This window comes from Paenirhizobium cremeum, from assembly GCF_022884085.1.
GTDB lineage: Bacteria > Pseudomonadota > Alphaproteobacteria > Rhizobiales > Rhizobiaceae > Allorhizobium > Allorhizobium cremeum.
This window is the reverse complement of sequence record NZ_JAGGCS010000003.1, coordinates 251947-265737: the sequence shown is the minus strand read 5'-3', so window position 1 is coordinate 265737 and position 13791 is coordinate 251947. Positions and strand designations below refer to the sequence as shown.

At 61.7% G+C, this 13791-nt stretch carries 11 protein-coding genes; 6 read left to right on the top strand and 5 right to left on the bottom strand.

Annotated elements, in window-relative coordinates:
- Nucleotides 1–330: 330 nt before the first annotated feature.
- On the top strand, nucleotides 331–1620 hold the full coding sequence (gene gltA, locus J5N58_RS07800; protein ID WP_112830095.1) for a citrate synthase: 1290 nt from the start codon (nucleotides 331–333) through the stop codon (nucleotides 1618–1620).
- Between the two features lie 66 nt (nucleotides 1621–1686).
- Here gltA and J5N58_RS07795 read toward each other — a convergent pair whose 3' ends face one another.
- Nucleotides 1687–4302 (bottom strand): cation-translocating P-type ATPase, encoded by a 2616-nt coding sequence (locus J5N58_RS07795; RefSeq protein WP_244710345.1) that lies wholly within the window; start codon nucleotides 4300–4302, stop codon nucleotides 1687–1689.
- 259 nt (nucleotides 4303–4561) lie between these two features.
- On the opposite strand from J5N58_RS07795, the gene J5N58_RS07790 reads away from it, so the two are divergent.
- The 5 genes from J5N58_RS07790 to J5N58_RS07770 are packed head-to-tail and all read left to right on the top strand — an operon-like array spanning nucleotide 4562 to nucleotide 10024.
- On the top strand, nucleotides 4562–6454 hold the full coding sequence (locus J5N58_RS07790; RefSeq protein ID WP_244710342.1) for a peptidylprolyl isomerase: 1893 nt from the start codon (nucleotides 4562–4564) through the stop codon (nucleotides 6452–6454).
- 19 nt (nucleotides 6455–6473) lie between these two features.
- Entirely contained in the window at nucleotides 6474–7496 is a 1023-nt protein-coding gene (gene trpD, locus J5N58_RS07785; protein WP_244710340.1) for an anthranilate phosphoribosyltransferase, read from the top strand.
- Nucleotides 7497–7505: 9 nt separating this feature from the next.
- Nucleotides 7506–8321, top strand: a complete 816-nt coding sequence (gene trpC / locus J5N58_RS07780) for an indole-3-glycerol phosphate synthase TrpC (protein WP_244710338.1) — start codon at nucleotides 7506–7508, stop codon at nucleotides 8319–8321.
- Entirely contained in the window at nucleotides 8318–8803 is a 486-nt protein-coding gene (gene moaC / locus J5N58_RS07775; protein ID WP_113425770.1) for a cyclic pyranopterin monophosphate synthase MoaC, read from the top strand. The genes trpC and moaC overlap by 4 nt, the downstream gene beginning before the upstream one ends.
- Nucleotides 8804–10024 carry a molybdopterin molybdotransferase MoeA gene (locus J5N58_RS07770; RefSeq protein ID WP_113467287.1) on the top strand — a complete coding sequence of 407 codons (1221 nt, stop codon included), beginning with the start codon at nucleotides 8804–8806 and terminating at the stop codon, nucleotides 10022–10024. It abuts the gene before it with no gap.
- An 18-nt stretch (nucleotides 10025–10042) separates the two neighbouring features.
- Here the strand turns inward: J5N58_RS07770 and J5N58_RS07765 are convergent, their stop codons facing one another.
- The 4 genes from J5N58_RS07765 to tpiA all read right to left on the bottom strand — a co-directional run bounded on the left by J5N58_RS07765 (nucleotide 10043) and on the right by tpiA (nucleotide 13645).
- Nucleotides 10043–10459, bottom strand: coding sequence for a hypothetical protein (locus tag J5N58_RS07765; protein WP_113467286.1), 417 nt, complete (start codon nucleotides 10457–10459; stop codon nucleotides 10043–10045).
- Between the two features lie 131 nt (nucleotides 10460–10590).
- Entirely contained in the window at nucleotides 10591–12228 is a 1638-nt protein-coding gene (locus J5N58_RS07760) for a CTP synthase (protein WP_162708298.1), read from the bottom strand.
- Nucleotides 12229–12362: 134 nt separating this feature from the next.
- The gene (gene secG / locus J5N58_RS07755; protein WP_112830103.1) at nucleotides 12363–12782 is read right to left on the bottom strand and encodes a preprotein translocase subunit SecG; all 420 of its coding nucleotides are present in this window, start codon (nucleotides 12780–12782) and stop codon (nucleotides 12363–12365) included.
- A 92-nt stretch (nucleotides 12783–12874) separates the two neighbouring features.
- Nucleotides 12875–13645 carry a triose-phosphate isomerase gene (tpiA, locus tag J5N58_RS07750; protein WP_112830104.1) on the bottom strand — a complete coding sequence of 257 codons (771 nt, stop codon included), beginning with the start codon at nucleotides 13643–13645 and terminating at the stop codon, nucleotides 12875–12877.
- Between the last annotated feature and the right edge of the window lie 146 nt (nucleotides 13646–13791).

The window sequence follows — 13791 nt, the reverse complement described above, 5'->3', positions numbered from 1 at the left end:
CAAATTTGTGCTCGGCGACCTTTTCCAACCAGCCCCCCGGCCAATGCTTCCAACGGCCTTCCGCTGTTTTCGACCGGTCCGTTCGTCGACCGGAGGAAGAAGGATGCCCGATTGCAAATTAACAATTATGGCGTGCATGGGGAAGCGCATGAGGGCCGAAAGTTTATTCAATCGATTAAATGCGACACCTGCCTCTTTTATAGGCTTTTGCGATGCACAATTTGCCCTTCGACTAGCTTGGCATTAGCTTCCGTATCATATAGCTACATCCCTACGCTTAAACCCAAGGCGCTCTCTCGGGGCGCCTCCCGCCAATTCCGGAGGATTAGCATGACGGACAAAAGCGCTTCTTTGAAACTCGGGGAAAAGTCGGCCGAACTGGCTATCAAGTCGGGTACGATCGGCCCGGACGTCGTCGATATCGGCGCGCTTTACAAACACACCGGCATGTTCACCTACGACCCCGGTTTCACCTCGACGGCCTCCTGCGAATCCAAGATCACCTATATCGACGGTGACGAAGGCGTTTTGCTGCACCGCGGTTATCCGATCGAACAGCTCGCCGAAAAAGGCGACTTCCTGGAAGTCTGCTATCTGCTCCTTTACGGCGAACTGCCGACCGCCGCGCAGAAGAAAGACTTCGACTATCGCGTCACGCACCACACCATGGTGCATGAGCAGATGAGCAAGTTCTTCTCCGGTTATCGCCGCGACGCCCATCCGATGGCCGTCATGGTCGGTACGGTTGGCGCGCTGTCCGCCTTCTACCACGATTCCACCGACATCACCGACCCGCACCAGCGCATGGTCGCATCGCTGCGCATGATCGCCAAGATGCCGACGATCGCCGCCATGGCCTACAAGTACCACATCGGCCAGCCCTTCGTTTACCCGAAGAATGATCTCGACTACGCCTCCAACTTCCTGCGCATGTGCTTCGCCGTGCCGTGCGAAGAATACAAGGTGAACCCGGTTCTGGCCCGCGCCATGGACCGCATCTTCATCCTGCATGCCGACCACGAGCAGAACGCATCGACCTCAACGGTCCGCCTCGCCGGCTCTTCCGGCGCCAACCCGTTCGCCTGCATCGCGGCCGGCATCGCCTGCCTCTGGGGCCCGGCCCATGGCGGCGCCAACGAAGCCGCGCTCAACATGCTGATGGAAATCGGCACGGTCGACCGCATTCCGGAATATATCGCCCGCGCCAAGGACAAGAACGATCCGTTCCGCCTGATGGGCTTCGGTCACCGCGTCTACAAGAACTACGACCCGCGCGCCAAGATCATGCAGCAGACCATGTACGAAGTGCTGGAAGCAACCGGCCATTCGGACGATCCGCTGATGCAGGTCGCTCTCGAACTCGAGAAGATCGCGCTCAACGACGAATACTTCAAGGAAAAGAAGCTTTACCCGAACGTCGACTTCTACTCGGGTATCACGCTGCGTGCGCTCGGCTTCCCCACCACCATGTTCACCGTTCTCTTCGCGCTTGCCCGCACCGTCGGCTGGATCGCGCAGTGGAACGAGATGATCGAAGATCCGCAGCAGCGCATCGGCCGCCCGCGCCAGCTCTACACCGGGGCTCCGAAGCGCGATTACGTTCCGGTCTCCAAGCGCTGATCGGTATTCATTCCCGTTATCGAAACGCCGGCGGAGGAAATCCGCCGGCGTTTCGCGTTAAGGCCTTCAGCGATCCCGGCGATAGAGCCACTTCCCGACCTCGCTCACCAGCAGCAGAACCGAGGCCAGGGCGAGCATCAGCAACCACTCCCTGATCCCGATCGGTGCAATGCCGAGAAGTGTATTCAGTCCCGGCACATACATGGCGCCAATGTGCAGCACCTGGGACCCCAGCACGCCGGCCAGAAGATAGGGGTTGGAGGCGATCGGTTGACGGAAGACGGAGCGCCGTTCCGAGCGGCTGTTGAAGCACTGGAAATTCTCGAATAGCACGAACAGCAGGAGCAGTAGATTGCTCGCGGCCACATGCGACAGCCCGCTCGACAACAGCCAGTGGAAAACCGCAAAACCGCCGCCACCCATCACCAGCGTCGCGACGAGTATCCTGCGGATCATCAGGCGGTTGAAGATCGGTTCTCCCGGCCTCCTTACGGGCTGCGAAAGCTCGTCGCCTTCCGCAGGTTCGGTTACCAGAGCCACGTCCTGAACGCCGTTGGTCACAAGATTGAGCCAGAGCAACTGGACAGCGCTCATCGGCATCGGCGATCCGAGCAGCATTGCCAGAACGAACAGCAGGACCTCCGCGGCGCCGGTCGAGACCAGCATGAAAATCACCTTGCGGATATTGTTGTAGGCAACCCTGCCTTCGCGGATACCGGCGACGATCGAGGCAAAATTATCGTCGGTCAGGATGATATCGGCGCTTTCCTTGGCGACATCCGTCCCCGAGCGCCCCATCGCCACCCCCACATGGGCGTGTTTCAACGCCGGAGAATCGTTGACCCCATCGCCGGTCACCGCAACATAATGGCCATTGCGGACAAGCGATCGAACGATGGAAAGCTTCTGTTCCGGCTTGACCCTCGCAAACACCCGCACATGCCGCGTCAGGGTATCCAGCGCATCTTCCCCTGCCCTCAACGCCTCGGCGACGGCCTCGCCGGTTGCGATATCGCTGTCGGAAAAATGCAGTCCCGCCTGCCGTGAAATCACCGCGGCCGTTCGGGGATCGTCGCCGGTAATGACCGCAACGTCGATCCCCGCGGTGCGGCAGGCGGCGAGGGCCGCCGGCACTTCGGGGCGAATCGGGTCCTGCATGCCGACCAGCCCGAGAAAGTTGAGATCGATCAGCAACTGCCGATCATAATGCCCGTCCGGGTCGTGCGCGATCCGGCCCTCGGCGAAGGCGAGAACCCGAAGGCCCTCACCCGTCATCGCGGAAACCTGGGCATGCAGAAGCTCGCGGTCGAGCGGTGCGGCGCCGTCGCCGACCTGCATGGTTCCAGACATTGCCATGAGCATCTCGGGCGCTCCCTTGACGAACACCGTCAAGGCATCCTCTCCATGGTGAAACGACGCGGCAAACTTCAGTTCCGGTTCATAGGGTATGCGGCTGTGCAGCGGGAAAGTCTCCAACAGCTCCGCACGGGACACGCCCCCCTTGTGCGCGGCTGCGAGCAGGGCGATGTCGACGGTATCGCCCATCGGATCGAAGATGCCCCCGCGGTGCAGCTCCGCCTCGTTCGGCAGGCTAGCGGCCCGCAGGAGTCGGGCAACGGCCGGGCTTGGCCCGTCCCGGTCTCCATCCCGGCTACGGATGCCGCCGGCAACGGGATCAGCCTCAGCGTCGAGCAGCCAGTGCGTCTCATCGGGCAGCCGGATGTCGGTAACCGTCAGCTCGTTGAGCGTAAGCGTGCCGGTCTTGTCGGTGGCGATCATCGTGCACGATCCCAGGGCCTCGACGGCTGGCAGGTTGCGGACGATGACATTGGCACGCGCCATGCGTCGCATGCTGATGGCAAGCGCGACGGTGATGGCGATCGGCAATCCCTCGGGAATGGCGCTCACGGCAAGTCCGATGGACATCGTAAGGAGATCGCCGAGCGGCATTTGCCTGAGCAGGCCGATCCCCACGAGGAAGACAATGGCCACGCCGACGGCTATGGCGATCAGGCGGGTGAAATCTTCCATGCGGATCATAAGGGGCGGCTTGGCAGTGGAACGCTCCTGAATGGCGCCGGCGATGCGGCCGAGTTCGGTCCTGCCACCGGTCGCGACGACGATACCGCGCGCCCTGCCCCTTGTGACAATGGTGCCGGCGAAGACGAGATCATCCACTTCCTTGCTCACCGGCCGCGACTCACCGGTATGGGCAGCCTCGTCGCATTGCAGGCCTTCGACGCGATGCAGCCGGATATCGGCGGGTACGCGTTCCCCGGACTCGAGCATGACGAGATCGCCGGGCACGAGTTCGGCGGCATCCACCACCTGGCGCGCTCCGTCCCTCACGACGGTGGCATGCGGCTGCTCGAGGGCCCGCAGGGCTTCGGCGGATTTGCCGGCGGAGTATTCCTGTATCGCGCCGACGATGCCGTTGATGACCAGTACCACGGCGATGAACAGCGCATCGGTCATTTCGCCGAGCAGCATGGAAAATGCCGCCGAAGCCATCAGAATGTAGATGAAGGGGCTGAGAAACTGCAGAACCAGGATTTTCAGAAAGGATGGCGGAGGCACGACCGGCAGACGGTTCTCCCCCCATCTTTCGAGGGCGGCTTCGACATCGGAACGGCTCAGCCCCCGTTCCGGCGCCGCTCGAATCCCGTTGTCGACTACCGTCACGGTCTTTTCCTCTTTCTGCCGCCTCTTTACTCATTCACATACTACAGATGCGCGCATGACGGGCACATACTTTCGATTGCAGGCGTGACAGCGACATGTCGTCGCCTCTCGGGCAAAGCCGAAATCGATGCCCCCTCAATTGTTGAAGAACCGCAGGGCTTTTCGCCAATCTAGCCTTCATTTCCGCCCAGGTTTGATTTAAGGAACGTTTTCCGCTTCGCGGGCCCGCGAAGAACTGCAATGAGGTGTTTGAGTCCCGATGCTCTCCGTTCTGAGAAAAGCCGCCCATACCGCGGTCGCAAAATTGTTGATGCTTCTGCTTGTCGTGTCCTTTGGCGTCTGGGGAATTTCAGCATCGCTCTTCAACTCGGCGAGCAACGCCGTGGTCACCGTTGGCGACCAGACGATCTCCGCAAACGAATTCAGCTTCGCATACCAGCGCAAACTGGCCGAACTCGGCCGCCGCTTCGGCGTGCAGCTCACCAGCGATCAGGCCCGCGCGCTGGGCGTCGAAAACCAGGTCTTCGCTGAGCTTTCCGCCGGAGCAGCGCTCGATCAGCTCTCGCAGGACATGCGTCTCGGCCTCTCCGAAGACAAGCTTGCGCAGTTGATCGCCGAGGACCCGGCCTTCAAGTCGGACAACGGCCAGTTCGATCGCCAGCTCTTCACCAGCCGCCTGCGCAATGCCGGCCTGCGCGAGGACGACTATATCCGCGAGCGCTCCAAGGTGGCGGTCCGCAGCCAGATTGTCGAGGCCACCTCGGACGGGTTTACCCCTCCCAAGGTTCTCGTCGATGCGCTCAAGAGCTATCGCTACGAAAGCCGCGACATCTCCTATATCCTGCTGACGAACGCCAATATCGATCCGGTCAAGGCGCCGGACGACAAGGCTCTTTCGACGTGGTTCGACACGGTGAAGGCTCGCTACCGGGCACCGGAATATCGCAGCATTACCTACGTGAAGCTCGAACCGGCCGACATTGCCGACAAGGCGGCCATCACCGAGGAGGCCATCCGTCATGACTACGAGAGCCGGAAGGCCAGTTACGAGATCGCCGGAACCCGCACCATCGAGCAGCTTTCCTTCGAAAGCCGTGAGATGGCGGAGGCTGCCGAAGCCGAACTCAAGTCCGGAACCTCGTTCGATCAGCTGGTGGCCGATCAGGGCAAGACCGCAAGCGACGTTCTGCTCGGTGATTTTTCCCGTGACAAGCTGCCTGACCCGGCTCTTGCCGATGCCGCCTTCGCCGTCACGAAGGAAGGCGCGACCACTCCGGTCGTCGACGGCGCCCTTGGTCCCGTCATCCTTCGGATCACCAATATCAAGGAAAGCCGCACGCGCAGCCTCGACGAGGTTCGTGACGAGATCCGCGAAGCGCTGGCGGATGCCGCCGCCGTCGAAGACATCGCAACCGTGCACGACCGCTTCGAGGACCTGCGGGCCGGCGGCATGCCGCTCGACGAGGCCGCGGCCGAGCTGAAGCTCAAGGCCGTGACCGTCAAGGCGATCGATCGCACCGGTAAGGACGATAATGGCAACGAGGTTGCCGGCCTGCCCGAGCGTCAGGCTCTTCTCGACGAGGTCTTCCAGACGGACGTGGGTGTCGAGGCCCTGCCGCTGAACATCGGAAATAACGGCTATGTATGGCTGGAGGTAAAGGACATCACGCCGGAGCGCGACCGTGCGCTCGACGAAGTCCGCGAGAAGGCCATCGCCGATTGGACCGCAGAGCAGCAGAAGATCGCGCTTGGCGCCAAGGCCGAAAGCCTGAAGCAGCGCGTTGCTGAAGGCGGCACGCTCGAGGACGTGGCAGCGGAACTCGGCCTCGCCGTGGAAACGAAGCTCGGCATCCAGCGCCAGACGGATGATCCGGTGCTCGGTCCGGCGGCGGTCGTTGCCGCATTCAGCGGGCCGGTCGGAACCGTCGCCACTGCGCCGGGAGGCGATCCTGCCACCCAGATCCTGCTTAAGGTCAACGAGTCCCGCGACCAGGGATCATCCAATGTTCTGGCCAATGACGACGCCCAGATTACCGAGATCGCCCGGGCCGCCGGTGACGACATCCTCGACCAGATGGTGAGCCGCCTGCAGACGGAATACGGCGTCACGATCAACCAGACCCTTGCCGAACAGGCGATGGTACGTCGCTAGGCGGAGAGGGAAAGAGAGCATGTCCGGTTTGAAGCCTTTCATCGCCAAGATCGCCGCACGACAGATACTGACGCGCGCAGAGGCGAGCGACGCCTTCGAAGTCATGATGTCGGGCGAAGCCAGCATGGCCCAGATCGGCGGCTTTCTCATGGGATTGCGCGTGCGCGGCGAGACCGTCGACGAGATCGCCGGCGCAGTCTCCATCATGCGCTCCAAGATGGTTCCGGTCGAGGCGCCGGAAGACGCGATCGATATCGTCGGCACCGGCGGTGACGGAACCAACACCTATAACATCTCGACTCTTGCATCCCTCATCGTCGCGGGCACCGGCGTTCCGGTCGCCAAGCACGGCAACAGGGCGCTGAGCTCGAAATCGGGAACCGCCGACGCTCTCTCGCAGCTTGGCGTCAAGCTCGACATCGAACCCGAGACCATCTCGCGCTGCATTCGGGAGGCGGGAATCGGCTTCATGTTCGCCCAGCTCCATCATCCGGCCATGCGCCATGTCGGGCCGGCGCGCGTCGAGCTCGGCACCCGCACCATCTTCAACATCGTCGGCCCCCTTTCGAGCCCGGCAAACGTCAAGCGGCAGTTGTTCGGCGTCTATTCGCCGGAATGGCTGCTGCCCGGCGCCGAGGCGCTGCGCGATCTCGGATTGACCAGCGCCTGGGTGGTTCACGGCAGCGGCCTCGACGAGGTGACGACAACCGGTCCGACCCAGGTCGCGGCCCTCAAGGACGGCGAGATCAGCACATTCGAACTGACACCCGACGATTTCGGCGTTCCGACCGTGTCGTTGGAGGCGATCCGTGGAGGCGACGGCGCCGTCAATGCGGCAGCTCTCCGGGAGGTGCTCGATGGAGCGAAAAACGCCTATCGCGATGTCGCGCTCTGCAACGCCGCCGCCTCGTTGATCGTCGCCGGAAAGACGGACAATGTCCGTGAGGGCATGGCAATCGCGAGTCGCTCGCTCGATTCCGGGGCGGCGGCGGCCGCTCTCGACAAACTGATCGAGGTTTCCAATTCCGCCGCACAGGGCTAAGCTTGAGCCATGACCGATATCCTGAAACGCATCGAAGCCTACAAGCGCGAGGAAATCGCCGCCGCAAAGACGGCCTTTCCTCTCGCCGAGATCAAGGCACGGGCGGCGGAGCAGCCTGCTCCACGCGGATTTTTTAACGCGCTCAAGAGCCGTCGCGACGCGGGACAATTCGGACTGATCGCCGAAATCAAGAAGGCCAGCCCTTCCAAGGGCCTTATCCGGCCGGATTTCGATCCGCCGGCGCTTGCCGCCGCCTATGAGGCCGGAGGTGCCGCCTGTCTTTCGGTGCTGACGGATACGCCGAGCTTTCAGGGTTCGCTCGATTATCTGGTCGCCGCCCGCAAGGCCTGCTCGCTGCCGGCCTTGCGCAAGGATTTCATGTTCGACACCTATCAGATCCATGAGGCGCGGGCTTATGGCGCCGATTGCATTCTTCTTATCATGGCTTCGCTTTCAGATGACGAGGCGAAAGAACTTGAGGAGGAGGCCTTCTCTGTCGGCATGGACGTTTTGATCGAGGTGCATGACGAGGCGGAACTCGAACGCGCGCTCAAGCTCTCCTCGGCGATGATCGGTATCAACAACCGTAACCTGCGTACCTTCGAGGTCAGCCTCTCCGTCAGCGAGAGGCTGGCGCCTATGGTTCCCTCCGAACGCCTGCTGGTCGGCGAAAGCGGCATATTCACCTATGAGGATTGCGTACGCCTGAAGAATTCTGGCATCACCACGTTCCTCGTCGGCGAAAGCCTGATGCGCAAGGACGATGTTACGGCGGCGACCCGTCTGCTGCTGACCGGCGACGCCGGGATCATGGCAGCCGAATGAGCGGTCTCACCCACATATCCGCCTCCGGCGAGGCGCATATGGTGGATGTCGGCGACAAGGCCGAAACGGTTCGCGTCGCGACCGCCGAAGGGCACGTCCGGATGGCCGCCGAGACGCTTGAAACGATCCGGAGCGGCAATGCAAAGAAAGGCGACGTGATCGCGACGGCTCGGATCGCGGGCATCATGGCCGCCAAGCAGACCTCCAACCTCATTCCGCTCTGCCACCCGCTGATGCTCAGCAAGGTGACGGTGGAGATTGTCGAGGACGCCGCCCTGCCCGGCCTGCGCGTTACGGCCACGGCCAAGCTGACCGGCAAGACGGGCGTCGAAATGGAGGCCCTGACGGCCGTCTCGATCGCCTGCCTGACCATCTACGACATGGCAAAGGCGGTCGACAAGGCAATGGAGATCGGTGGTATCCGGCTGGTCGAAAAAATCGGCGGGAAGTCCGGTCATTTCCGTCATCCGGAGGCTGGCTAGATGTCTCTTATTCCGGTCGGAGAAGCCCAGCGGCGGCTTCTGGAGGCGACGCAGCCTATTGTCCGCGGGGAGATGGTGCCGCTCGATCAGGCCAACGGCCGGGTTCTGGCTGCGGACCTGCATGCGCGCCTGACCCAGCCGCCTTTCAATGCGTCGGCTATGGACGGCTATGCGCTTCGCGCCGAGGATGCGCCACGTCCGGGCGCCGAGTTAAATCTTATCGGGACGTCCGCGGCGGGCCATGCTTTCGAGGGCGCCGTCGGCTTCGGAGAGACGGTCCGCATCTTCACCGGCGCGCCGGTTCCGTCGGGCGCGGATTCGGTTCTCCTGCAGGAAGATGCCGAAAAGCTCGGCGAAGGTCGCATCCGCACCACCTTTCCCGTGACCCGTGGCCGGCACGTGCGGCCGCGTGGGCAGGATTTCGCGGAGGGAGAAACCGTCCTGACGGCGGGGACCCATCTTGATTTTGCGCGACTGACGCTCGTCGCCGCGATGAACCACGCCGAAGTGCCGGTCTATGAACGACCGAAAGTCGCGATCCTTGCGACGGGCGACGAACTGGTCCGTCCCGGCAGAGCGCCTGCGGCCAGCCAGATCATCGGTTCCAACAGCTTCGGTGTTGCCGCGCTCGCCCGCGACAACGGCGCGGAGGTCGTGGACCTCGGCATCGTCGCCGATGACCGCGGCGAGATCACCCGTGCGGTCGAGAAAGCCAGGGCGCTCGGCGCGGATGTTCTGGTGACGCTCGGCGGAGCCTCGGTCGGCGATCACGATCTGGTGCAATCGACGCTGCTCGACGCCGGCATGACACTGGATTTCTGGCGGATCGCCATGCGGCCCGGAAAGCCGCTGATGGTTGGCAGTCTGGGTGAAATGCGTGTGCTCGGACTCCCCGGCAATCCTGTGTCCAGCATGGTCTGCGCCCTGCTGTTTCTTGAGCCGCTGCTCGCCCGAATGACTGGAAGAACTCCTCTGCAGCGGCATACGACCGCACTTTCGGCATCCAGTCTTCCGGCGAACGACAAACGACAGGATCACCTTCGCGCACGCCTGATGCGCGCCGATGGCAAGCTGGTCGTCCAGTGTTTCGGCAAGCAGGATTCTTCCATGATGAAGATCTTCGCGCAATCGGACTGTCTCATCGTCCGTCCACCGGAAGCGCCGGCGCTTGAGGCCGGCGACGAAACCCCGATCCTGCTTCTTCGTCCCTTCGCCGGCTAACTAACGACGGCCGGCGTTTCAGACGCTGGCGGTTTCTTCCGACGAAGCGCCGCCATCCTGGTCGATACCGAGCTGACTCTTTATCGCTTCCTGGATCTCGTCCTCGATCGCCTTGCGCTCGTCTTCCGGCATCGCCGCAAGCTGCTCTTCCGTGAGATTGTGGTCATCGAGGTAGGCGGCGCGGATCTTCTCTGCGAGCGTCATGTCCGAATATTCCAGGAACTGCGATATGATGTCGTCCTGGGCCGCGCTCTTCTCCGCCTCCTGCTGAGCCTCGTACGCATCCTTGCGCGCTTCGAGTGCGTCCTCGTCTCCGACGGAGAAGGTCCGCTCGTCCAGCAGCGCGGAGAAGCCGGTATCCGCGGCACCTTGGGGAATGCTCGTTGAACCGGTGGAATACTGGGTTGAAAATAAAGACAATTCACCAATACGCATCAAAAACCTCCTTAAGTTTTTCTCATCGTGACTCGAGGGGCTTGCACGGGGCTTGGCGGGCCTGCGGAAAAATGAAAAACCCGGCCGCAAGGCCGGGTTCCCGTTTTACATACGTATTCCGTCGGTCTCGATCAGACGAGCCGGCTTTGTTCCACCGCAGCGCCGACGAAGCTTGCAAACAACGGATGCGGATCGAGCGGACGGCTCTTCAGTTCCGGGTGATACTGCACGCCGATGAACCAGGGATGATCCGGATACTCGATCGTTTCCGGAAGCAGGCCATCGGGGGACATGCCGGAGAAGACGAGGCCGCAGTTTTCCAGCCGGTCCTTATAGTCGACATTCACCTCGTAGCGGTGACGATGGCGTTCTGAAATTTCCGTCGAGCCATAGATCTCGGAAATCTTGGTGCCCTTCTTGAGGGAAGCCTTGTAGGCGCCGAGGCGCATCGTACCGCCGAGGTCGCCAGCGGCCGAACGCTTCTCGAGTTCGTTACCCTTCATCCATTCGGTCATCAGGCCGACAACCGGCTCCTTGGTCGGGCCGAATTCGGTGGAAGATGCCTTCTCGATACCGGCGAGATGGCGCGCGGCTTCCACGACAGCCATCTGCATGCCGAAACAAATGCCGAAATACGGCACGTTACGTTCACGGGCGAACTGGGCCGCAAGGATCTTGCCTTCGGAACCGCGCTCACCGAAACCGCCAGGCACCAGGATGCCATTGACCTTTTCGAGATAAGGCGCCGGATCCTCCTTCTCGAATATCTCGGACTCGATCCATTCGAGCTTGACCTTGACCCTGTTGGCAATGCCGCCGTGATAGAGTGCTTCGATCAGCGACTTGTAGGCGTCCTTCAGCCCGGTATACTTGCCGACGATAGCAATCGTCACTTCCCCTTCGGGGGTACGGATACGATTGCAGACGTTCTCCCAGTCCTCGAGACGCGGCTTCGGCGCGGGTTCGATACCGAAGGCGGCCAGCACTTCATTGTCGAGGCCTTCCTTGTGGTAGGCCATCGGCACGTCGTAGATGTTGGCGACGTCGAGCGCCTGAATGACCGCGGACGGACGCACGTTGCAGAACAGCGACAGCTTGCGCCGTTCCGCCTCCGGAATCTCGCGATCCGCGCGCACCAAAAGAATATCCGGATGAATGCCGAGCGCCTGCAGTTCCTTGACGGAATGCTGGGTCGGCTTGGTCTTCAACTCGCCTGCCGCCGGAATATAGGGCATCAGCGTCAGGTGGACATAGACAGCCGTGCCGCGCGGCAGTTCGTTGCCGAGCTGACGGATCGCCTCGATGAACGGCATCGCCTCGATATCACCGACGGTGCCGCCGATCTCGCAGATCACGAAATCGTAGTCCTCATTGCCTTCGACAACGAAATCCTTGATTTCATTGGTGACGTGCGGAATGACCTGAACGGTCGCGCCGAGATAGTCGCCACGCCGTTCCTTGTCGATGATGTTCTTGTAGATGCGGCCGGTGGTGATGTTGTCGGTCTTGGTCGCCGAACGGCCGGTGAAGCGTTCGTAATGTCCGAGATCGAGGTCCGTTTCGGCCCCGTCATCCGTCACGAAGACCTCGCCATGCTGCGTCGGGCTCATGGTGCCCGGGTCGACGTTGAGATAGGGGTCCAGTTTGCGCAGGCGCACGCGGTAGCCCCGCGCCTGCAACAATGCTCCGAGTGCCGCGGCCGCAATTCCTTTGCCAAGAGAGGAAACCACGCCGCCAGTGATGAATACATATCGCGCCATGGGAGTCACCGGATACCTTTTCAGAATTGATTCCGCCAGCCCAAAAGAGCCCAGTCCCTACTTTTTTATTAAGTGGGGCGGAATATACACAAAAGAAAACCGGCGGACCGTTAAGCCCGCCGGAGTGATGGAAGAACCGACGATCAGTTACCCGTCGGAACGGCGTTCGGATCGGCCTTGGGGGCCGCGGGAGCCGGTGCGGCCGCGCCATCGGCAGCCGGAGCGGTGGAACCGGCGGGAGCCTGATTGGCAGCCGGAGCCGAGCCCGGAAGCTGGTCGAGTACGCTTGCGCCGGGAGCCGTCGGGCTGGACTGAATGCGATCGAGAATATCGGTCGGCTTCGATTCAAAGCGGGCGAGCAGGCCGAGACCGAGCGAGGTCGCAAAGAAAAGAGCAGCGAGAATCGCTGTCGTGCGGGTTAGTGCATTGGCGGTGCCGCGCGCCGACATGAAGCCGGAACCGCCGCCGATTCCGAGGCCGCCGCCTTCGGAACGCTGGATCAGCACGACGCCGACAAGCGCCAGCACGATCATGAGATGAATGACAATCAATACGGTCTGCATGGATTTTCCATCCTGCCCTGGACAGGCAAATTACGATGTTTGGCGGCTCTCTACACGAGAGACATCGCCAATGAAAGCCCCTCGCCCGTTTTTCAGGCGGTGAGTTCCTCATAGACCCGGTATATGGCGAGGAAATCGGCGGCCTTCAAGCTCGCGCCACCGATCAGCGCGCCATCGACATTGGCGACCCCCATCAGCTCCTTGGCGTTCGACGGCTTCACCGAACCGCCATAAAGAATGCGCATGCCTTTGCCCTCGTCGGGGAAACGCTTGACCAGTTCGGCCCGCATGAAGGCATGGGCCTCCTCAACATCGCTTACGGTCGGCGTGAGCCCGGTGCCGATCGCCCATACGGGTTCATAGGCAATGACCGTATTGGCGGCGGTCGCTCCGTCCGGCACGGAGCCAGCCAACTGCCGCTTCAGGATATCGAGGGTCTGCCCCGATCTGCGCTCATCGGCGGTCTCGCCAATGCAGATTATCGCGGTCAGGTCGGCCGCATAGGCGGCTTCAGCCTTGGCGCGGACGAGATGGTCGGTTTCGGCATGATCGGTACGCCGCTCGGAATGACCGACAATCACATGGGTTCCGAAGCAATCAGCGATCATTTCAGCCGAAATATCGCCGGTGTGGGCCCCGGAAGGGTTCTGGTGGCAATCCTGCGCGCCGATCATCAAGGGGCTGTCCGTGCAGAGCGCGGTCGCGACGTAAAGCAGGGTCGCCGGCGGGCAGATCAATGTCTCGACTTTATCCGAGAGCGGCGACATCACGCCTTCGGCCATTGCCTTGATCTGGTCGAGCGAGGCCCGCGTACCGTTCATCTTCCAGTTTCCCGCGACAAGCGGACGAACATTCGGTGTCATCTCGATAATCCAACCCCATTTTCCTTGTCGCGGACCTAGCAAATCAAGGGGGCAAAGAAAAGCTTGAGCTGGGAAATTCGCCGCGAAATCAGGCGATATGGTGAAAATCAGGCTCAAATCTGCAGCATTTATTAGCAGACTCTGCT

Coding starts and splice junctions, on each gene's coding strand:
- tpiA (WP_112830104.1), bottom strand. CDS start 13,645: ATGACACCGAATGTTCGTCCGCTTGTCGCGGGAAACTGGAAGATGAAC.
- trpC (WP_244710338.1), top strand. CDS start 7,506: ATGACCGATATCCTGAAACGCATCGAAGCCTACAAGCGCGAGGAAATC.
- trpD (WP_244710340.1), top strand. CDS start 6,474: ATGTCCGGTTTGAAGCCTTTCATCGCCAAGATCGCCGCACGACAGATA.
- gltA (WP_112830095.1), top strand. CDS start 331: ATGACGGACAAAAGCGCTTCTTTGAAACTCGGGGAAAAGTCGGCCGAA.
- J5N58_RS07770 (WP_113467287.1), top strand. CDS start 8,804: ATGTCTCTTATTCCGGTCGGAGAAGCCCAGCGGCGGCTTCTGGAGGCG.
- secG (WP_112830103.1), bottom strand. CDS start 12,782: ATGCAGACCGTATTGATTGTCATTCATCTCATGATCGTGCTGGCGCTT.
- J5N58_RS07765 (WP_113467286.1), bottom strand. CDS start 10,459: ATGCGTATTGGTGAATTGTCTTTATTTTCAACCCAGTATTCCACCGGT.
- J5N58_RS07790 (WP_244710342.1), top strand. CDS start 4,562: ATGCTCTCCGTTCTGAGAAAAGCCGCCCATACCGCGGTCGCAAAATTG.
- moaC (WP_113425770.1), top strand. CDS start 8,318: ATGAGCGGTCTCACCCACATATCCGCCTCCGGCGAGGCGCATATGGTG.